Raw genomic sequence first — 19,965 nt, 5'->3', positions numbered from 1 at the left:
CATCTAGCTATAAGCTGAGCCGGCCGCAAGGCCGACGGGCCCGTGGGAGTGACCTCGATGACCGAGAATCCGACCCCGGTGATCCTCACCGAGTACACCGACGACGGGGTCATGCTCCTCACCCTCAACCGGCCCGACCGGCACAACGCCTGGACGCTGGAGATGGAGCTGCTCTACAACGAGCTGTTCGACCGTGCGGAGGCGGATCCGGGGGTTCGGGCCGTGGTGCTCACCGGCGCCGGACGCGGTTTCTGCCCGGGGATGGACATGAGCGTGCTGGACGGGGCGTCGTCCGGCGCCCGTCCGTGGCCCACGGAGCAGCTGCCTCCGCGCACCCGCCCCATGTCCTTCCCGAAGCCCGTCGTCGCGGCCGTCAACGGCGCCTGCGCGGGCATCGGGTTCAATCAGGCGCTCATGTGCGACGTCCGGTTCGCCGTGCCGCACGCCAAGTTCGCCGCCGCCTTCAGTGCCCGCGGGCTGGTGGCCGAGGACGGCGTGTCCTGGCTCCTGCCCCGGCTGGTCGGCTACGGCAACGCCGCCGATCTGCTGCTGTCCTCACGCCGGATCACCGGGACGGAGGCTCTGGCGATGGGCCTGGTCAACCGCCTGGCCGAACCGGAGGACCTGCTGCCGGCCGCACTCGCGTACGCGACCGAACTGGCCCGCTCGGCCAGCCCGTACGCGATGTCGCTCATCAAGCGGCAGCTCGCCGACGACCAGGCGCGGACCTTCACCGGCAGCCGCGACCGTGCGGCCGCGCTGCTGGCCACGGCGAAGCGCGCCCCGGACTACCGCGAGGGCGTCCTCAGCTTCATCGAGCGCCGGCCACCGGAGTTCGCGGGGCTGGGGGAGACCGCGGCGGTCCCCGGCGGCTCCGCGTCCCGGTCGGAGCCGGAGACCGCGTCATGACCCGGGCCGAATCCCCGCTGCACCGCCGTACCATCGCCGTCACCTCCTACGAGGAGGAGGGCGGCGACGAGATCTCGGTGGCCGCGGAGCTGCGCGACGAGCGGCCATGGGCGGAGCCGTCGGCCGCCGTCGTGCACCGGATGACGCTCACGGTGCGTGTCCGGCTCGCGGACATGGTCGTCGTGGCCGCCGACGCGGACATGCGGACCTTTCCGCACGCCGAGTGCCCGCTCGTCACCCCGGTCTTCGACGGCCTGGTCGGGCGCAGTGTCGCCGCCGGGTACAACCGGGCGATCCAGGAGCGGTTTCGCGGGGTATCCGGCTGCTCCCACCTCTACGAGCTCACCCGGGTGCTCGGCCCGGCGGTCGTGCAGGCGGCCATGGCCGCCAACGCGCGGCGGCGTGACGCGGGTGAGCCCGCCCATGGCCCGCGCTCCACGGCCGGGGTGCTGAACAGCTGCCACATCTGGGCGCCGGACGGCGTCGGCCTGCGCAAGCTCGACGCGGGCTGGCTCCCGGGGACCGGCCCGCGCCCGGTCCCGGAGCTCAGCACCTTCGAACCGCCTACGGACTCGTGACCCGCGGCTCGCGCGGCAGCCCCAGCACCTTCTCCGCGAGGATGTTCCGCTGCACCTGCGAGGTACCCGCGTAGATGGTTCCGGAGCGGGCGATCAGATAGGTCGTCGACCAGGACGCCGACGAGTTCGCGGCGCCGGGGTCGTCGGCGCGGTAGGTGCGCAGCGGTGGCCGGCCGACCGGCACCTGGCCGTGCAGACCCATGATGTCCATCGCCAGATCGGTGACCGCGGTGTGGTACTCGCTCCAGTACAGCTTCGCGATCGACGACTCGGGGCCCGGATCGGCGCCCTTGAGCCAGCCGGTCAGGATCCGGTAGCCGAGGTAGCGCATGATCTCGACCTTGGACCAGCACCAGGCGATCCGCTGCCGGATCACGGGATCCCGGTCCTTGCCGTGCAGGCGAGCCAGCTCGACGAGACGTTCGACCTCGGCCTTGAACAGGATCGGGTTGGTCGCCGCCTCCTCCCCGCGCTCCACTCCCAGCAGGCTCTGGGCGACCGCCCAGCCGTTGTCGACGCCGCCGACGACGAGATCGGCACGGGTGCGGGCGCCGGTGAAGAAGACCTCGTTGAAGTGCAGCTGCCCGCTCATCATGCGGAAGGGCCGCACCTCGACCCCGGGCCGACCGAGCGGGACGAGAAGGAAGGAGATGCCACGGTGCGGCGAGACGTCCTGGTTCGTGCGGGCGAGGACGAAGATCCAGTCGCTGTGATGGGCGCCGGACGTCCACACCTTCTGACCGTCGATCACCCACTCGCCCCCCTCGCTCCCCGCACCCCCCTTGTCCAGGACCGCTCGGGTGCGCAGCGAAGCCAGGTCCGAGCCCGCGTCCGGCTCCGAGTACCCCTGGCACCAGGTGTCCTCGCCGCTGAGGATGCGGGGGAGGAAGTGCGCCTTCTGCTCCTCCGTGCCCCAGCGCAGCAGCGTGTTCGCCAGCATCTTCACGCCGAAGGTGTCCTGCGGCAGCCCGAACGGCACACCGGCCAGGGCGAGCTCCTCCATCAGGACGACCTGGTGGAGCTTGGACAGGCCCCGGCCGCCGTACCGCTCGGGCCAGGTGAGGGAGAGGTACCGGCGCTCGGCGAGCCGTCGGCGCCAGTCGCGGGCGAAGTCCCGGGCCGGGCCCTCGTCGAGGGCGCCGATGCCCTTCCAGTCCGCCGGCAGTGTCTCGGTGAGGAACGCCCTGACCTCGGTGCGGAACGTCTCGGTCTCCGGGGGATAGCGGATGTCCACCTGGTCTGTCTCCTCGTCCGGCCCCGCTGGCACAGCTCATCGCTGTATTGATTGTTTCAGCATAATAGGTTATCTATTTAAGGGGAATAGCGGCGAGTCGGAAGCGGGCTGACATGGGACTGCTGGACGGCCGGAACGCGGTGATCACCGGCGGCGCACAGGGCATCGGCCTGGAGATCGCCGCGGTCCTCGGCGCCGAGGGCGCGGCCGTCGTCCTCGGTGACATCCACGAAGAGGCCGCCGCGCGGGCCGCCGAACGCCTGGCCGAGCGCGGTGTGGCCGCCACCTCGCTGCGCTGCGACGTCACCGACGAGGACGAGGTCGCCGCCCTGGTCGCCCACTGCACCGACACCTTCGGACCGGTCGACGTCATGGTGAACAACGCCGGGATCACCCGGGACGCGACCCTGCGCAAGATGGCCCTGGCCGACTTCCGCGCCGTTGTCGACGTGCACCTGACCGGCGCCTGGAACGGCACCCGGTACGCCGCCGAGGCCATGCGCGCGCACGGCCGGGGCGGCAGCATCGTCAACATCTCCTCCATCGCCGGCAAGGTGGGCAACTTCGGCCAGACGAACTACAGCGCGGCCAAGGCCGGACTCGTCGGCCTCACCAAGGCCTCCGCCAAGGAGCTCGCGAAGGCGGGCATCCGCGTCAACGCCGTGCAGCCCGGTCTGATCCGCACCGCCATGACCGAGGCGATGCCCGAGGCCGCCTGGGACGCCAAGCTCGCCGAGATCCCCCTGGGCCGCGCGGGCGAACCCGCCGAGGTCGCCCAGGTCGTCCTCTTCCTCGCCTCCGACCTGGCGAGTTACGTCACCGGAGCCGTGGTCGAGGTGACCGGCGGCCGGTACATGTGATCACTCATGAAAGGCATGCCTGATGCCCGCTCTCCTGCGTGACGCGGTGATCTGCGAACCCGTGCGCACCCCCGTCGGCGGCTACGGCGGCGTCTTCCGCGACGTGACCGCGGCCGAGCTCGCGGCCACGGTCGTACGGGCCGTGCTGGAGCGCACCGGCATACCGCCCGCCGCCGTGGACGACGTCCTGCTGGGCCAGTGCTACCCCAACGGCGAGGCTCCCGCCATCGGCCGCGTGGCCGCCCTGGACGCGGGCCTCCCGGTGGAGGTGCCGGGCCTCCAGATCGACCGCCGGTGCGGCTCCGGACTCCAGGCGATCATCACCGCGGCGATGCAGGTGCAGACCGGCGCGAGCGATCTCGTCCTGGCCGGGGGCGTCGAGTCCATGAGCCGGGCCGAGTTCTACAGCACCGACCTCCGCTGGGGCGTGCGCGGCGCGGGCACCACGCTGCACGACCGGCTGGCCCGCGGCCGGGTCACCTCCGGGGGCGTCAACCACCCCGTTCCGGGCGGCATGCTGGAGACCGCCGAGAACCTCCGCCGTGCGTACGCCATCCCCCGCGAGGAGCAGGACCGACTCGCCCTGCGCTCACACGAGAAGGCCGTCGCGGCCCAGCGGAAGGGCCGGTTCGCCGACGAGATCGTGCCCGTCACGGTACGCACGCGGAAGGGCGAGACGGTCGTCGACACCGATGAGCACCCGCGCCCCGACTCCTCGTTGGAGAAACTCGCGGGGCTCCGGCCCGTCCTCGGCCGCCAGGACCCGGAGGCGACCGTCACGGCCGGCAACGCCAGCGGGCAGAACGACGGAGCCGCGCTCTGCGTCGTGACCCACCCCGAGCGGGCCTCCGAACTCGGCCTGCGCCCGCTGGGCCGTCTGGTCTCCTGGGCCGTCGTCGGCGTACCGCCGCAGACGATGGGCATCGGGCCGGTGCCCGCCACCGCCAGGGCCCTGGAACGGGCCGGACTGAAACTCGCCGACATCGACCTGATCGAACTCAACGAGGCCTTCGCCGCCCAGGTACTGGCCTGCACCCGCGCATGGGGCCTGACCGAGACCGACTTCCAGCGGTTCAACGTCAACGGCTCCGGCATCTCGCTGGGCCACCCCGTCGGCGCCACCGGCGGCCGCATCCTCGCCACCCTGCTGCGCGAACTCGACCGCCGCCAGGCCCGATACGGCCTGGAGACCATGTGTCTCGGCGGTGGCCAGGGCCTGGCCGCGGTCTTCGCGCGGCCGACGGACGCAACCAACGCTCATGGAGGACGCTGACATGGCCGGACTGATCGCATACGGCGCCTACGTGCCGTACCACCGTCTCGCGCGGACGGATGTAGCCGCCGTCCTGGGCACGGGGGCGGGCAAGGGGACCCGCGCGGTCGCGGGCTACGACGAGGACACCACGTCCATGGCCGTCGAGGCGGCCCGCGGCGCCCTCGCCCGCGACGGACTGCGCCCCCGCATCGGCCAGCTCTTCCTCGCCACCGCCGCCCCCGCCTACCTGGACAAGACGAACGCGACCGCCGTGCACGCCGCGCTCGGCCTGGACGAGCACGTGCTCGCCGCCGACATGGCGGGTTCGGTCCGCTCCGGCCTCGCCGCCCTGGTGACGGCGGCCCGTTCCCCGGTGGCGACCCTGACGGTCCTGTCCGATCTGCGCACCGGTCTGCCGGGCGGCGGCGACGAGGTCGCCGGCGGCGACGGCGCCGCGGCGTTCGTCTTCGGCGGACACCGCAACGGCGCCCCCGTCCTGGCGGAGTTGCTCGCCCACGACACGGTCAGCGACGAGATCCTCGACCGCTGGCGGCTGCCGGGCGCGCCCGCCTCCCGGGTCTGGGAGGAACGCTTCGCCGAGGAGATCTACGTGTCCCTCGCGGACAAGGCGCTGAGCGGCGCCCTCGAGCAGGCGGGTCTGGAACGGGAGGCGATCGACCACTTCGTCGTCTCCGGCCTGCATGCGCGCGCGTGCGCGTCGGTACGGCGCACGGCGGGCGTGGCGCCCGAGGCGGTGACCCCGGACCTCACCGGGACGATCGGCAACGCCGGCACCGCCCAGCCCGGTCTGCTCCTCGCCGACGTCCTCGACCGGGCCCGGCCCGGCGAGACCATCGCGCTCGTGGTGCTCGGCGACGGCGCCGGAGTCCTGCTGCTGCGCACCACCGACGCGCTGCCCGCCCATCGCGGCGCCCGCCCCGTCGCCGCCCAGATCGCCGCGGGCGGCGCCCCCATGCCGTACGCCACCTACCTCTCCTGGCGCGGCCTCCTCGACCGCGAACCACCCCGCCGGCCGGACCCCGAACCCCCCTGCGCGCCGCCCGCGCACCGCCGCTCCGGCTGGAAGTACGGTTTCGTCGCCTCCCGCTGCGAGAAGTGCGGTGCCCGGCATCTGCCGCCGGACCGGGTGTGCACCTCCTGCCGGAGTGTCGACGCCATGACCGCCGAGCCGATGGAGCAGGTGCGCGGCACGGTCGCCACGTTCACCGTCGACCGGCTGGCCCACACCCCGAGTCCGCCGATGCTCGTCGTGGTCGTCGACTACGACGACGGCGGCCGGTTCCGCTGCCAGCTCACCGACGCCACCGAGGCCGACGCCGTCATCGGCGCCCGGGTGGAGATGACGTTCCGGCGTACCGTCACCGCCGCCGGCGTCCACAACTACTTCTGGAAGGCCCGGCCGGTGCGCGCGGGCGGGACTGGGGAGGCACGCGGATGAGCTCACACGGAATCCGGGACCGGGTCGCGATCGTCGGCATGGGCTGCACGCCCTTCGGCGAGCACTGGACCCGATCGGCGGACGACCTCCTGATCGATGCCGTGGGCGAGGCGGTGACCTCGGCCGGCATCACGCTCGACGACATCGACGCGTACTGGTTCGGCACCCAGGCCTCCGGCGTGTCCGGGCTGACCCTGAGCCGGGCGCTCCACCTGCCCCACAAGCCGGTCACCCGCGTGGAGAACATGTGCGCCACCGGCTCCGAGGCCCTGCGCAACGCCTGCTACGCGGTCGCGTCCGGCGCGTACGACATGGCCATGGCGGTCGGCGTGGAGAAACTCAAGGACTCCGGCATGTCCGGGCTGTCCGGCACCGTCATCCCGGGTGCCGGCGACGACAGCCGCGGCGAGATCACCGCGCCGGCGAACTTCTCCCTCCTCGCCCCCGCCTACGCCGCCAAGTACGGACTGGCCCAGGACGAGCTGAAGGACGTCATCACCCGCATCGCCTGGAAGAACCATGTCAACGGGGCCCGCAACCCCCGCGCCCAGTTCCGCAAGGAGGTCCCGCCGGAGCGCATCCGGTCGGCCCCGATCGTCGCCGGCATGCTCGGCGTGTTCGACTGCTCGGGCGTCTCGGACGGCTCGGCCGCGGCGATCGTCGTACGGGCCGAGGACGCCCACAAGTACACGGACCGGCCGGTCTACGTGAAGGCGCTCTCCTTCGTCGCCGGCCCCGCGGACGGGCTCCTCGACCCGGCGTACGACTTCACCACCTTCCCCGAGGTCGTCGCCTCCGCGCGGGAGGCCTACCGGCAGGCGGGCATCACCGACCCACGCGCCGAGCTCGCCCTCGCCGAGGTCCACGACTGCTTCACGCCCACGGAGCTGGTGCTCATGGAGGACCTGGGCTTCTCCGAACGCGGGCAGGCCTGGCAGGACGTCACCAGCGGCGTCTTCGACCTGGACGGCCCGCTGCCGGTCAACCCGGACGGCGGCCTGAAGGCCTTCGGCCACCCCATCGGCGCATCGGGACTGCGCATGATGTTCGAGGCCTGGCTGCAACTGCGGGGCGAGGCACCGCCCGAGCGGACGGTCAGGTCCGTGGCCGAGGGGCGTTCGCTCGCCCTGACGCACAACCTCGGCGGCGGACCCGGTGAATGCGTCTCGTTCGTCTCCGTCGTCGGCAGCGAACTCACCGACTGAGAAAGGCGGTTCGGCCATGGGACGACTCGAAGACAAGGTGGCCGTGGTCACCGGGGCCGCGTCCGGCATCGGCGCGGCCACCGCGCGTCGCCTGGCGGCCGAGGGCGCGCACACGGTGGTCGCCGACCTGAACCTCGACGGCGCCGAGGCGGTGACGCAGGACATCCGCGCCGCCGGGGGCACCGCGACGGCCGTCCCCGTCGACCTCGGTGACGTCGAGAGCGTACGGGCCATGGTGGCCGCCGCGTTCGAGACGTACGGCGGCCTCGACGTCCTGCACAACAACGCGGCGGCCACGCACCTGGCCGCTCGCCGGGACCTCGCCGTCGTGGAGGCCGATCCGGGGGTCTGGGACGACACGATGCGGATCAACCTCCGCGGGACGATGGTCGCCATCCAGGCCGCCGTCCCCCACATGATCGCCCGGGGCGGCGGCTCGATCGTCAACACCTCGTCGGGGGCGGGCCTCGCGGGCGACCTGCGCAACCCCGCGTACGGCGCCTCGAAGGCCGCCCTCGTCAACCTCACGCAGTACGTCGCCACCCAGTACGGCAAGCAGGGAATCCGGTGCAACGCCATCGCGCCGGGCTTCATCGTCACGCCGGCCAGCGCCGGTTCGGCGCACGGGGCGATCCGGGAGGCGATGCTGCGTCATCACCTCACACCGCGGCTGGGGCGCCCGGAGGACGTCGCGTCGGCGGTCGTCTTCCTCGCTTCCGACGAGTCGGCGTTCATCACCGGGCACACCCTGCGCGTGGACGGCGGACTGCTGTCCCACCAGCCGTATGTGGCGGACCTCCGCGACGCGTGAACCGCGGTCAGGACAGCGCCTCCGGTTCCAGGTCGCCCAGGTAGGCGGCCCGGACCGCCGGATCGCGGCGCACCTCCTCCGGCGGTCCGGCGCAGATCCGGCGTCCGAAGTCCAGGACGACGACCTGGTCGCAGACGCTCATGACCATGTCGACGTCGTGCTCGACCAGCAGCACTCCCATGCCCCAGTCCTCGGCCAGCCGCCGCACCAGCCGGGCCAGTTCCCGCGTCTCGTCGTCCGACAGCCCCGCGGCCGGTTCGTCGAGGAGCAGCACGGACGGCGAGGCCGCCACCGCGCGGGCGATGGCCAGCAGCCGCCGCTCGCCGTACGACAGGTCGCCCACCGGCCGGTCCAGACTGTCCTGGAGGCCGAACTCCCGCACCGCGACGAGCACATGGGAGGGGAGCGGGCGGCTGCCTGGCCGGACCAGGTCGGTGAGGTACGCCCATCGGCCGGGCCGGTCGCAGGCCGCGTACAGGTTGTCCAGGACGGTCATGTCCTCGAACAGCTCCAGCGACTGGAAGGACCGGCTCAGCCCGGCCGCCGCCCGCCGGTGCACCGGGAGGCGGGTCGCGTCCCGGTCGCCGAGGCGCACGGTGCCGGACGCGGCCCGGGTGAAGCCGGTGACGGCGTCGATGGCGGAGGTCTTGCCGGCGCCGTTGGGGCCGATGAGCCCGACGATCCGGCCCGGCTCCACGTCCAGCGAGAGCCCGTCGACGGCGACGACACCGCCGTAGCGGACGGTGAGGTCACGTACCTGGAGCGGGAGGGGCGCGGCGCGGGGCACGTCCGCGACGGCGGCCGACGCCTCCTGCCGGACCATCGGTGCCCGCCTCGGGGACAGCCTGCGCCGGACGCCCGCCGCCCGGCCGCCGAGTTCCTTGGCGATGCCGTCCTGGTTGCCCACCAGGGTCAGCACCAGGATGATCCCGCCGATCAGCGGCATCCACTCGCTCAGACCGGGCAGCACCAGGTCGCCGAACCGGGCCCCGACCGTACCGGCCGCGAAGGTCGCGGCGAACAGCGGGCCCACGAGGAAGCCGACGCCGCCGATGACCGCGAGCCCGAGCGCGGTGATGGAGTCGAAGCTGGCGAAGTCGGAGAAGACCACCGAGGTCGAGCGGAAGCCGGTGAGTACGCCGGCGAGCGCGGCGATGGCCGCGGACAGGCCGAAGGCGTAGAGCTTGGCCGCGCGGACGTCGATGCCGAGCGCGGCGGCGGCCCGCTCGTTCGCCCGTACGGCGACGAGCCGGCGGCCGGTCCGGCTGCGCCGCACGTTGGCGACCACGAGCGCGGTGGCGACGAACAGCAGGAGCACCACGGCGGCGTACCGCTGCGGATGGTCGACTCCGGAGATACTGATGCCGAACAGGGTCTGCTTGCCCACCGCGATGCCGTCGCTGCCGGGGGTCGTCGACAGGTCGGTGTTCTGGAAGACCATCGCCTCCAGCGTGGTGCCGAGCCCGAGCGTGATGATGGCGAGGTTGACGCCGCGCGTGCGGACCGCCGGCAGTGCGAACAGCAGCCCGATCGGCACCGTGCCCAACACGCCGACCAGCAGGGCGAGTTCGAACGGCCATCCCCAGTCGGCCGCCGCATGCCCGGCGATGAAGGCGCCGGTCCCGGCGAGGGCGTAGGCCGCGAGGGAGACCTGGCCCGCGTACCCGGTGACCACGACGATCGACAGGATGATCAGGGACAGCGTCAGGGTGGTGGTGATCGCGTCGGCCCACAGCGGTGTCGACAGGCTCACCAGCACCAGCGCGACCACGGCGGCGAGAGCCAGCGGCACGGGGCGCACCCGGCCGGTGCCCAGGGCGGGCAGACGCTCCAGGAACGTGCCGCGCAGCGGCAGCGCCCGGCCGCGCGCGATCAGGACCAGGGCGATGAACAGGAACGGTACCGACGAGGCGAGCCCGGTGACGTCGGAGCCGAAGCGGGTCAGCTCGGACTGCACGACCCCGATGACCAGACCGCCCGCGAGGGTGGCGGGGAACGACGAGAACCTGCCGACCAGGGCGGCGGCCAGGGCGCTCAGCAGGAGGGTCGTCAGCCCGGTCACCGACAGACCGATGACCGGCACGATCAGGATGCCCGTCAGTCCCGCGAGCGCCGAGCCCAGCGCCCAGTTGCCGGTGGCGATCAGATCCGGGGACCAGCCGAGGGAGGCGGCGGTGGCCTCGTTCTCCGCGACCGCGGAGGTGCCGAGGCCGAACAGGGTGCGCTTGTAGAGGAGATGCAGGGCCGCGGTCACGGCCACCGCGATGCCGAGCAGCCAGACGCGGTCCTCGGTCACCGTCGCGCCGCCGATGGTCAGCAGCCGGGTGGGCAGCTTGCCCGGTACCAGCTGAAGGCTGTCGCCGTAGCGCTTGACGGCGATCGCGGTGAGCACGATGAACACCGCCAGGGTGCCGACCAGCCGGGCCAGCGAGGACGCCCTGCGCAGGGGACGGAGCACCAGCAGATGGGTGAGCACGCCCAGCGTGGCGGAGGCGAGCACGCCGCACGCGGTGGCCGGCCAGTACGGCACGCCCTGCCGGCCGGCGAGCTCCCACTGGACGTAGGCGCCGGTCATCCCGATCGCGCCGTGCGCGAAGTTCAGGACGCCGGAGCCCCGGTAGACCAGCACGATGCCGTGCGCGGTGAGCGCGTAGAGCGCGCCCAGCCCCAGGCCGAGCAGCGCGAACCGCAGGATGTCGTCCATCGGGGAACCTCCCAGTAGCAGGGGCCAGACAGCACATTCATTTAAATAATTGTGCCGAGAGTACTTCACTAACCCGAAAACGCACCCCATGCTGTTCGCCATCTCGACGACGAGCCCCGCGGAGGAACCATGAACGACTCACGCCGACGCAGAACCGCCGCAGCGAGCTGTCTCGCGGTGACCGGAGCCCTGCTCGCCGCCGGCTGTGGGGGAGAGGCGTCCGGCAGCTCGGCCGAGACCTCCTCGCTCAAGGGCACACCCGTCAAGGTGATGGTCTGGACGCCGGAGGACACCCAGGGCAGCGCCCAGCCCGGAGTCCGGCTCACCGCCCAGGCGTACGAGAAGTGGATCAACGCCAACGGCGGCATCAAGGGCGCCCCGCTCAAGGTGCTCACCTGCAACGAGAAGAACGACCCGGACGAGGCCGAGAAGTGCGCGCAGCAGGCGGTCGCCGAGAAGGTGGTCGCGGTGGTGGGGTCGTACAGCCTCGCGGGTGACCGCTACATGCCCATCCTGGAGAAGGCCGGCATCCCGTACCTCGGCGGGACCGGCGTCTCGGCGGCGGAGTTCTCCAACCCGCTGTCGTTCCCGGTCAACGGCGGTACCCCGGTGGTCTTCGCGGCGCACGGCCGTCAGCTGGTGGAGCAGGGCTGCGAGAAGATCTCCGGGGTGCGGTACGACCTGGCGGCCGCCGCCATCGTCTCGCAGTTCCTCACCCTCGGCGTGACCTCCGCCGGAGGATCGGCGCCCAAGGACCTCAAGGTGCCGGTCACCGCCACCGACCTCGCCCCGCAGGTGGCCGCCGCGACCAAGGGCAGCGACTGCGTGAGCGTCATCCTGGGCACCCACTCGGACCTGTTCGTGAAGTCCTATGTGCAGTCCGGCGCCAAGACGAGACTCGGCAGCGTCGTCGGCAACCTCACCCCGCAGCTGGCCGAGAGCACCGGCGGGAGCGGCAGCCCCCTGGAGGGCTCCGCGATCACCGGCTACTACCCGCCGACCTCCGACGCCGCCTGGAAGGACTTCCTCGCAGCCACCAAGGGCGACAAGGACATCGACACCACCAACGGCGCCAACGGGACCACCTGGGTGGCCTTCAAGGTCTTCACCGAGGCCGTGAAGCGGCTGCCGACGATCACGGCGAAGGCGCTGGTGCAGGAGCTGGACACCACGTCGGGCATCGACACCGGAGGCCTGACGCCGCCGCTGACCTGGAAGGCGGCGACGGCCCTGCCGATCAAGGGTCTCAACCGCATCCACAACACCACCGCCACCGAACTGACCATCCACGACGGGAAGATCGAGTGGGCCAAGGCCGGATCGACCTTCGTCGACGTCCGCAAGGTGCTGACGGCCGCGTCGTCCGGCTGAGGAGAGAGCCCGTGCACGACACCGATGTGCCCCTGATCGAAGCCCGCGCCCTGTCCGCCGGATACGGCAGCCGACCCGTCGTACGCGACCTCGAACTCGAGGTCCGCCCCGGTGAGGTGGTCGCCCTGCTCGGACCCAACGGCGCGGGCAAGACCACCACCCTCCGGGCGCTCTCCGGCGGCCTGCTCCCGATGCACGGCGAGGCACACTGGCTGGGCGAGCCCAGCCGCGCACCGCTGCACCGCCGCGCCCGGCAGGGCCTGGCGTACGTCGGTGAGCGGGCGGTCTTCACCCGGCTCGACACCGCGGACAACCTGCGGGTCGGCCGGGTGACGACGGAGCAGGCGCTGGAGCTCTTCCCCGAGCTCGCGAAGCGCCTGAGGACCGGCGCGGGCATGCTGTCGGGCGGCGAACAGCAGATGCTGTCGCTGGCCCGCGCGTTGTGCCGTGCCCCCCGGATGCTCCTCGCGGACGAACTGTCGCTGGGCCTGGCCCCGCTCGTGGTCGACCGGCTCCTGCGCGCCGTACGCGAGGCGGCGGACCGCGGAATGGGAGCGCTGCTGGTCGAACAGCACGTGCGCAAGGTGCTGGACATCGCGGACCGCGTGTATGTCCTGCACCGCGGCCGCGTCACCATGACCGGCACCCCGGCGGAACTGCGCGCGGACCTGGACGCGATCGAGTCGTCGTACCTCGCGGAAAAGACAATTCATGCAACTGATTGAGGTGAATGCCGTGGCAAGCGCCCGCGAGCAGATCCGATCCCTCGTACTGTCCGGCGACCCCTTCGACCAACCCGCCGATGAGCTGAAGGAGTTGCGGCTGGAGGCCGCGCGGGAGACCTTCACCGCCCATCGCGAGCGGATCCCGCTGCTGCGTACCCGGGCGGAGGAGACCGGCGTCCGCGAGATCACGAGTCTCGACGACCTCGTGCCGCTGCTCTTCTCGCACACCAGCTACAAGTCGTACCCCGTCTCCCTCATCACCGCCGGCCGATGGGACCGGCTCCTGCGCTGGTACACCACCGTCTCGGCGGTCGAACCTGACGACGTGGACGTGGACGGCGTGCGCGACATCGACGAATGGACGGACCGTGTCACCGCCGCCGGCCACCGCCCGTACATCACCAGCGGCACCTCCGGGAAGGTCTCCTTCCTCAACTGCGACGCGAGCGACCTGAGTTTCCTGCACGACATCCTGGAGCAGCTCACCTGCTGGCCGGACCCGCTCCCGCCGAAGCCCGTCCGCCGCGGCTATCTGCTCGCACCGGCGAGCGGCCCGATGCGTTCCATCGACGGCTTCCGGTGGCACGCCGAGGTCTTCGCGCGGCCCGAGGAAACCCGGCTGCTGACCGAGGACCCGATGCGGGTGTCCGAGCTGATGAGCAGCGCGCTGCTGCGCCGCCGGATGGCGGAGGGCACCGCGACCCCCCGGGAGATCAGCTCCTTCGAGTCCGCGTCCGAGACCCGCGAGCGGGAACTGGGCGCGGCCCTGGCCCGGATCGTCGAGGACATCGCCGCGCACCGCGACGAGCCGCTGCTGATCGCCGGCATGAACAACCAGCAGTTCTCGCTGATCCAGGCGCTGCGCGCCCGCGGTGTGCCCGACGGGAGCCTCCACCCGGACACGCTGGTGCTCAGCGGCGGCGGCAACAAGGGCCGCGCGCTGCCCGACGACTACCAGCAGCAGTTCGCCGCCTTCTACGCCGGCGTACGGCGCGTGCGCAGCTACGGCATGACGGAGCTCCAGGGCTCCTGCCTCGCCTGTGAGAAGAGCAGGTACCACATACCGCCGTGGGTGATCCCCCTGGTGCTCGACGAGCCGGGCGAGACACTGCTGAACGCCGAACACGGCGTCGTGGAAGGGCGGTTCGCCTTCCTCGACGTCTCCCTGGAGGGCCGCTGGGGCGGGCTGATCAGCGGCGACCGCGTCCTGGTGGACTTCTCCCCGTGCGAGTGCGGCAGAGCGGGACCGGTCGTCCTGCCGGACATCCAGCGCTACGGCGACCTCGGCGGCGATGACAAGATCACCTGCGCCGCGACTCTCGACTCCTATGTGCGGGGGATGATCCACGGATGAGCGACACGACGCTCGACGGCGTGGCCGGCACTGCGGCGGGTTCGGTGGCTGTCGTCCACATCGTCCGCGGCGAGGTCGACCACGGCGCCCAGACCACCCACGGCCGCCCGGGCGCGGCCTTCACCGCACCGGCCCTCGACCTGGACCGTCTGGTGTGGCCCCGCAGCGAACCCGGCCCCGCTTTCCAGGTGCCCGTCGCGGAGATCGTCGACCTGTTGGTGGAGACCGGCGAGGCCCTCCGCGCGGACCGCGCGGGCCTGCTCGCCGAGGCGCTGGAGCGTATGGTCCGCGTCAGCCCGCTGCCGGCGCAGGTGCTCGAGCGCGCCTACGCCGTGCTGTGGCGCAGCTTCCGACGACCCAACCTGTATGCCCAGATCGACCACGAACTCGGCGGGACGGACGTGCTCGACGGCTGGCGCGAGGTGGGACTGCCCGATGACCGGACGGCCGCCGTCCGCGCGTTCCCGCCACGCCTGGTGCACATCATCGCCGGCAACGCGCCCGGAGTCGCGGCGATGTCCGTCGTGCGCGGCGCCCTCACCAAGGGCGTCAACCTCCTGAAGCTACCGTCGAACGACCTGTTCACCGCCACCGCGATCCTGCGGACGATGGCCGCGGTGGCGCCCGGTCACCCTGTGGTGCGCTCGTTCTCCGCGGTGTACTGGCGCGGCGGCGACGAGACGGTGGAGAGCGTGCTGTTCCGCCCGCAGTTCTTCGACAAGCTGGTCGCCTGGGGCGGCGAGGCCACCATCCGCGGCGCCCTGAGATACGTGGGCCCGGGATTCGAGCTGGTCTCCTTCGACCCCAAGACATCCATCTCGCTGATCGGCCGCGAGGCGTTCGAGTCCCCCGAGACCCTGGCCCGAGCAGCCGAGGCGGGCGCCGCCGACGCCACGTTCTTCAACCAGCAGGCGTGCGTGGCCAGCCGCTTCCAGTTCGTCGAGGGTTCCCGGGACGACGCCGACCGCTATGCCGCCCTGCTCTGCGAACGCCTGGGAGTGGCAAGGGAGTTCAGTTCGGCCGACGGCCCGCGGGTGGCGGCGGGACTCCGCGAGGAGATCGACGTACTGCGTTCCCTGGCGCCCGAGTACCGGGTGTGGGGCGGCTACGACGGCCGAGGACTGGTCATCCGCTCGCCCGAACCGGTGGACTTCCACCCCGACGGAAAGATCGTCGACGTCGTCCCGGTCGCCGATCTTTCCGAAGCCGTCGGACACGCCGGGGTCGCCACCCAGACGGTCGGCGTGTATCCCCCCACCCGCAAGGCGGAGCTGCGCGACGCCCTCGCCTGCGCCGGCGTCCAGCGCGTGGTGTCCCTGGGCGGGGCGGGCGGCATGCCACCGGGTCTCTCCCACGACGGGTTCTACCCGCTCCAGCGGCTCATGCGCTGGGTGAACGACGAGTGATCTCCGGACGGCGGTTCACAGCCCGGCGACCTTCGCGCTCGCCGACAGCTCGTACACCAGGGTGACGGTGCGTCGGCCGCCGGGTGGCAGGGCCAGGCTCCAGCCGGCGATGCCATCGGCGTCGACCGTGTCGGGGGCGGGAGAGCAGGCCTCTTTACGCAGCCGTACCTCCACCGCCGAGACCTCGGAGACCGGGATCCGTTCGCGCAGGACGATCGCCCGGTCGCCGTGCTCACCGGGGGAGGAGAACCGGGACACATGGAGGCGGACAGTGCGGGTGACCACGGTCCGCTGGGTGAGCGCGGCGGTGTCGCGGGTCTCCTCGGTGTGCCGGACGACCCGGTGGTCGTCGCGGCTGCCGTAGGCGAGTTCGACGGGGGCGTGGGGAGCAGTGAAGTCCAGTGTGCCGCGACCGCTGAATCCGCTGCCGAGGATCAGGTCGACGGGTCCGGCGAGCAGTGCGTGGCCGGACCGGTTGTCGAACCGCGCCACCTGCGTGACCAGCGGGGACAGCTCGGGTGTGCAGGCGTACTCGATGCTCGCGGTCGTGGTGAAGGAGGAGAGCGGCACACGGTGGGCGCGGCCGTCCGCGGGCACGGAGACCGGTGCGGGGGAGTTCAGCACCCGCACCTCGTCGCCGTCGTCCACTCCCGGCAGACCGAACACCGGTGCCGGACCGAGGTCCGCGATCGCCTCCTCGCGCAGCTCGACGTCGACGGTGCGGCGCTCTGCGGGGGAGCGGTCCTGGAGCGTCAACCGGTCCTCGCCCAGCCGGGGTGGCTCGGTGGACTGTGCCGAGCGGGCCGTCGACAGCGTCAGCCGTACGTCGGACCAGTCCTCGCCGGTGCGCTGCCAGACCATCGCGTCGGTCTCCAGCGTCAGGGAGTCGCCGTCGAGTACGGCCCGGTAGGCGGGCCGCCACAGCGCACACGGGGTGAGGTGGCTGAGGCGCAGATCGGCCGGCCCGGCGGCCGCGGCCTCGAGGGTCAGTTCGATGTGACCGACCAGTTCGGCCGGTTGCTCCTCCGCGAGGTCCATGACCCGCCGGGCCTCGGCGAGTTCGGCACCGAGGGCCGTCAGCCGGGCTTCCACGGTGCGCAGTTGCTCGCCGTGGGAGTCGCGCTCCTCGTCCACCCGGTCCAGTTCGCGGGTCCAGCGGAGCCCTTCGGTCTCTCCCGAGCCGGCGCCTTCGGCGATCTCCCGCAGCAGATCGGCGGCGAGACGGCCCAGCGCGTCGAGGCGGGCGTGCAGCCGGTCGCGCCGGCGCCCCAGGGCGAGCAACTCCTCTTCGAGCGTGTGCACGCGGTGGCGCAGGGCGGAGTCGTCGCCGGTCGGCTGCGGCCCGCGCGGCGTCCAGTCGCGGACGATCCGCACGTCGAGCACGGTCGCCGGGTGTTCGGCGGTCAGCTCGGCGTGGAGCGTGCGGTCGACGGCCAGTGCGCTGACGGGCCCGAGACGCAGCCTTTGGACTCCTGCCTCCAGGTCGAGCACGGTGGTGCGCTCGACGTGGGCGCGGTCCTCCAGACAGGTGACGGCGGTGACGGGGAGGGGGATCGGCTCCGGTGCGATGGACATGGGTGTGTCAGCTCCTGCGGTTGCCGCCGGCCAGCGTCTTGGCGGACGCGATGCGGATCTCGTAGCCGCCGTCGAGGGCGGTGGTGGCGCCGGCGGGCAGGTCGACCCGCCAGACGCGGGTGCCGGGTGCGTGCTGCTCCGGTCCCGCGCCGTCCCGGGGCGCCGTCCAGTCGGCCCGTTCCTCGATCCGGATGTCCGCGTCGGAGGTGACCGGGACCCGCTCGCGGACCTCGACGGTGACGGGCTCGCCGAGCTGGTTGGCCAGCTCCACGTGGACGCGGTGGTCGAGCACGGTGGTGCTGTTGCGCAGCCCCGAGGTCGACTCGTGCAGGTTCGTACGGCGGGTGACCCGGACGCCCTGGGCCGGACCGAGCCCCACCCGGCGCTCACCACCCGGGGCGAGTGTGGGCAGGGCGGTGGTCAGCAGGAAGTCGTCACCGGCGGTGACCTCCACCGGGCCGGCCAACAGAGCCTGGTCGGTGGAGTTGGAGAGCACCAGCGTCGCGTACACGGTCTGCTCGACGGACGGCACGCAGAGGTACTCGGTGCGCAGACCGACCGGGATCTCGCCGACGGTGACGGTGTGCCAGGTGCCGTCCGAGGGGATGTCGGCGCGGGCGACGGCGTCGAAGCGGTGGTCGAAGGAGCCGGCCGACTCGCGAGGCCGCACGGCGTGTCCGGGCAGCGGCAGTGCGGTCACCGCCTCGGCGCGGCGGCGGTGCTCGGCCGCCACCGGGTCGAAGGGGGAGTCCGGGAACAGCAGGCCCCGGCGACCGCCCTGCACGTCGGGGCCGCACAACACGAGGGCGGTGTAGTCGAGTTCGGCGCCGCTCGGCCGTGGCGGACCGGCGGCCGGCGCCGCAGCCTGCCCCGGTGCGGCGCTGCCAGGGGCAGCGGGTGCCGGGGGCGCGGCAGCGCGGGCAGGGGCCGGGGGAGCCATGGCGGCGGGCGCCGCGGGGGGCAGGCTGCGGGCTCGCCCCCGGCCCCCGCTGCCCGGTCGTGACGGGACCGGCTGCGCGAACTCGTTCGTTCCGCCGCCGAAGGGCTCCGGGTAGGCGCTGCCCGCGCTGCCCGGCGGAGGCACAGGGGGCGGTGCGCCGTAGGCCTGCGGCGCCGACTGCATCGGAGGGGTCGGCGCGCCGTACGCCGGTGGTGCCGCCGCGAGCGACTCGCCGTACCCCCGCGGTGACGGTTGCATCGGCGGAACGGGACCGGACGTGGAGCCGACCGCTGCGGCCGCGGCTACGGGAACGCCCCCGGGAGTCAGGGGAGTGACGGTCGTGGCCGGCCGAAGCGGTGCCATGTCGTACCCGGCGAACAGGTCGGACAGGCCCGTCGGCGGCTCGCGCCAGCCGGACGGCAGGGGTGCGGGCTGACGGCGTCCGATCCGGACCGAGCGGAGCCTGGGCAGGTCGGTACGGCGCCGTAGGTCGGCGGTGGCCAGGGCGATGCGCACGCCGGTCCAGTCCTCGCCGGTGCGCTGGGCGACCGATGCGCGCAGCACCAGACGGCCGCTGCTGTCGTCCCGACGGTAGGTGAGCCGATAGGTCGGCACCCAGACCGCGCCCGGCACGCCGTACTCCAGCTCCACTTCCGCGTCACCGGTGCCGTCGAGGGTCAGAACCGCCGATACCGTGGTCTCCACGTGCGCCGCCGGTGCGTCGGTGGAGGCGCGGGCGAGCCGGTCGGCGGCCACGGAGAGCGCGTGCTCGGCGTGGCCCAGTGCCTCCTCCAGCTCGACGAGGCGGGTGTGCAGCCCGGTCAGCCGCTCGTCGACGAACTCGGCGAGCTCCAGCCACGCGTCGACCGGGGTGCGGCGGTGCGGGTCATCGCGCCTACGGGCCGGCGGGACCGGCCGCAGCCCCTTGACCTCCTCGATCAGGCTCAGGTGCCGGTCCCGGCGCCCCCGTGCGGCCGCGCACTCGTCAAGCAGCCGCTCCACCTCGCGCCGCAGCGCGTCGGGGGCGGTCTCGGCGAGCGGTTCGGCCTCGACCTCCACCCGTGCCTCGGTGACGCGCACACCGGGGGTACCGGTGACACGGGCCCGCAGGGACCCTGGGTCCAGCGAGCGGGGCAGTCCCGTCACCCGCACCCGGCCGTCCGGTGGCACGCTGCCCGAGGCCAGGCGGCGGCAGACCGCGCCCTGCGCGTACACCACCACCGAATCGAGGGTCGACCCCCACCTCAGTGCCGTCCGAGCCGTCATGTGCCTCGCCCCCCCGCCGCGTCCGTGCTGAGCGAAGCCTACGCGGACCGGCCATGGACCTGGCCGAACGGGCCGGAATACCGCCTCGGCGGCTCAGGGGCGTCAGTTCTGGCCCGTCTGCTCGGCGACCATGGGTGGTTCCGGGCGGGCCCGTGGAAGCGTTCGCGCAGGAGCCGGTCGTGCGTCGGCGCGCTGTGCTGACGCAGGAATCCGACCCGGCGCGGTCGGCTGTCTTGCCGCCGCGAAGGTGAGGAATCAGGTGACCGCCATCGGCGGGCGGTCGAGAGGTCTTCGCGACGGCACAGTCGGCGGT

General features: G+C 72.7%; 15 protein-coding genes. 11 read left to right on the top strand and 4 right to left on the bottom strand.

Features of this window, described 5'->3' with window-relative positions:
• The first annotated feature begins 57 nt into the window (after window positions 1-57).
• Window positions 58-909 (top strand): enoyl-CoA hydratase-related protein, encoded by an 852-nt coding sequence (locus tag G9272_RS02495; RefSeq protein ID WP_171394968.1) that lies wholly within the window; start codon window positions 58-60, stop codon window positions 907-909.
• Window positions 906-1,487, top strand: a complete 582-nt coding sequence (locus G9272_RS02490) for a DUF2889 domain-containing protein (protein WP_171394967.1) — start codon at window positions 906-908, stop codon at window positions 1,485-1,487. Before G9272_RS02495 ends, G9272_RS02490 begins: the two co-directional genes overlap by 4 nt.
• Here the strand turns inward: G9272_RS02490 and G9272_RS02485 are convergent.
• Window positions 1,474-2,721 (bottom strand): acyl-CoA dehydrogenase family protein, encoded by a 1,248-nt coding sequence (locus tag G9272_RS02485; RefSeq protein WP_171394966.1) that lies wholly within the window; start codon window positions 2,719-2,721, stop codon window positions 1,474-1,476. The genes G9272_RS02490 and G9272_RS02485 overlap by 14 nt on opposite strands.
• Window positions 2,722-2,834: 113 nt before the next feature.
• On the opposite strand from G9272_RS02485, the gene fabG reads away from it, so the two are divergent.
• The 5 genes from fabG to G9272_RS02460 are packed head-to-tail and all read left to right on the top strand — an operon-like array spanning window position 2,835 to window position 8,311.
• Complete coding sequence (gene fabG / locus G9272_RS02480) at window positions 2,835-3,581, top strand: 3-oxoacyl-ACP reductase FabG (RefSeq protein ID WP_171394965.1); 747 nt, start codon at window positions 2,835-2,837, stop codon at window positions 3,579-3,581.
• A 22-nt stretch (window positions 3,582-3,603) separates the two neighbouring features.
• On the top strand, window positions 3,604-4,854 hold the full coding sequence (locus tag G9272_RS02475; RefSeq protein WP_216377797.1) for an acetyl-CoA C-acetyltransferase: 1,251 nt from the start codon (window positions 3,604-3,606) through the stop codon (window positions 4,852-4,854).
• Window position 4,855: 1 nt separating this feature from the next.
• A complete protein-coding gene (locus G9272_RS02470) occupies window positions 4,856-6,295 on the top strand; it encodes an OB-fold domain-containing protein (protein WP_171394964.1) in 1,440 nt (479 codons plus the stop codon).
• On the top strand, window positions 6,292-7,500 hold the full coding sequence (locus tag G9272_RS02465; protein ID WP_171394963.1) for an acetyl-CoA acetyltransferase: 1,209 nt from the start codon (window positions 6,292-6,294) through the stop codon (window positions 7,498-7,500). The genes G9272_RS02470 and G9272_RS02465 overlap by 4 nt, the downstream gene beginning before the upstream one ends.
• Window positions 7,501-7,516: 16 nt before the next feature.
• Window positions 7,517-8,311: an SDR family NAD(P)-dependent oxidoreductase gene (locus G9272_RS02460; RefSeq protein WP_171394962.1), complete on the top strand. Its 795-nt coding sequence runs from the start codon at window positions 7,517-7,519 to the stop codon at window positions 8,309-8,311.
• Window positions 8,312-8,318: 7 nt separating this feature from the next.
• Here the strand turns inward: G9272_RS02460 and G9272_RS02455 are convergent, their stop codons facing one another.
• On the bottom strand, window positions 8,319-11,015 hold the full coding sequence (locus tag G9272_RS02455; protein WP_171394961.1) for an ABC transporter permease subunit: 2,697 nt from the start codon (window positions 11,013-11,015) through the stop codon (window positions 8,319-8,321).
• Between the two features lie 129 nt (window positions 11,016-11,144).
• On the opposite strand from G9272_RS02455, the gene G9272_RS02450 reads away from it, so the two are divergent.
• From G9272_RS02450 to G9272_RS02435, 4 genes are read left to right on the top strand one after another with little or no spacing between them, the layout of a single operon-like run.
• Entirely contained in the window at window positions 11,145-12,386 is a 1,242-nt protein-coding gene (locus G9272_RS02450; RefSeq protein WP_171394960.1) for an ABC transporter substrate-binding protein, read from the top strand.
• Between the two features lie 11 nt (window positions 12,387-12,397).
• Window positions 12,398-13,111: an ABC transporter ATP-binding protein gene (locus tag G9272_RS02445; protein ID WP_171394959.1), complete on the top strand. Its 714-nt coding sequence runs from the start codon at window positions 12,398-12,400 to the stop codon at window positions 13,109-13,111.
• A 10-nt stretch (window positions 13,112-13,121) separates the two neighbouring features.
• Entirely contained in the window at window positions 13,122-14,465 is a 1,344-nt protein-coding gene (locus tag G9272_RS02440; protein WP_171394958.1) for a hypothetical protein, read from the top strand.
• Complete coding sequence (locus tag G9272_RS02435; protein ID WP_171394957.1) at window positions 14,462-15,871, top strand: acyl-CoA reductase; 1,410 nt, start codon at window positions 14,462-14,464, stop codon at window positions 15,869-15,871. The genes G9272_RS02440 and G9272_RS02435 overlap by 4 nt, the downstream gene beginning before the upstream one ends.
• A gap of 15 nt (window positions 15,872-15,886) precedes the next feature.
• Here G9272_RS02435 and G9272_RS02430 read toward each other — a convergent pair whose 3' ends face one another.
• Together G9272_RS02430 and G9272_RS02425 are read right to left on the bottom strand one after the other, a co-directional pair.
• Window positions 15,887-17,446, bottom strand: a complete 1,560-nt coding sequence (locus G9272_RS02430) for a mucoidy inhibitor MuiA family protein (RefSeq protein WP_171394956.1) — start codon at window positions 17,444-17,446, stop codon at window positions 15,887-15,889.
• Between the two features lie 7 nt (window positions 17,447-17,453).
• A complete protein-coding gene (locus G9272_RS02425) occupies window positions 17,454-19,652 on the bottom strand; it encodes a DUF4139 domain-containing protein (RefSeq protein ID WP_171394955.1) in 2,199 nt (732 codons plus the stop codon).
• Window positions 19,653-19,965: the final 313 nt, after the last annotated feature.

This window comes from Streptomyces asoensis, assembly GCF_013085465.1.
GTDB lineage: Bacteria > Actinomycetota > Actinomycetes > Streptomycetales > Streptomycetaceae > Streptomyces > Streptomyces cacaoi_A.
Note: the sequence above shows the minus strand (reverse complement) of the source record. Positions and strands in the feature narration are given on the sequence as shown.

What these genes read in the sequence shown, in the direction of transcription:
- G9272_RS02425 (WP_171394955.1), bottom strand. Translation starts at nt 19,652, where the DNA reads ATGACGGCTCGGACGGCACTGAGGTGGGGGTCGACCCTCGATTCGGTG.
- G9272_RS02490 (WP_171394967.1), top strand. Translation starts at nt 906, where the DNA reads ATGACCCGGGCCGAATCCCCGCTGCACCGCCGTACCATCGCCGTCACC.
- G9272_RS02495 (WP_171394968.1), top strand. Translation starts at nt 58, where the DNA reads ATGACCGAGAATCCGACCCCGGTGATCCTCACCGAGTACACCGACGAC.
- G9272_RS02465 (WP_171394963.1), top strand. Translation starts at nt 6,292, where the DNA reads ATGAGCTCACACGGAATCCGGGACCGGGTCGCGATCGTCGGCATGGGC.
- G9272_RS02455 (WP_171394961.1), bottom strand. Translation starts at nt 11,015, where the DNA reads ATGGACGACATCCTGCGGTTCGCGCTGCTCGGCCTGGGGCTGGGCGCG.
- G9272_RS02475 (WP_216377797.1), top strand. Translation starts at nt 3,604, where the DNA reads ATGCCCGCTCTCCTGCGTGACGCGGTGATCTGCGAACCCGTGCGCACC.
- fabG (WP_171394965.1), top strand. Translation starts at nt 2,835, where the DNA reads ATGGGACTGCTGGACGGCCGGAACGCGGTGATCACCGGCGGCGCACAG.
- G9272_RS02450 (WP_171394960.1), top strand. Translation starts at nt 11,145, where the DNA reads ATGAACGACTCACGCCGACGCAGAACCGCCGCAGCGAGCTGTCTCGCG.
- G9272_RS02460 (WP_171394962.1), top strand. Translation starts at nt 7,517, where the DNA reads ATGGGACGACTCGAAGACAAGGTGGCCGTGGTCACCGGGGCCGCGTCC.
- G9272_RS02435 (WP_171394957.1), top strand. Translation starts at nt 14,462, where the DNA reads ATGAGCGACACGACGCTCGACGGCGTGGCCGGCACTGCGGCGGGTTCG.
- G9272_RS02430 (WP_171394956.1), bottom strand. Translation starts at nt 17,446, where the DNA reads ATGTCCATCGCACCGGAGCCGATCCCCCTCCCCGTCACCGCCGTCACC.
- G9272_RS02470 (WP_171394964.1), top strand. Translation starts at nt 4,856, where the DNA reads ATGGCCGGACTGATCGCATACGGCGCCTACGTGCCGTACCACCGTCTC.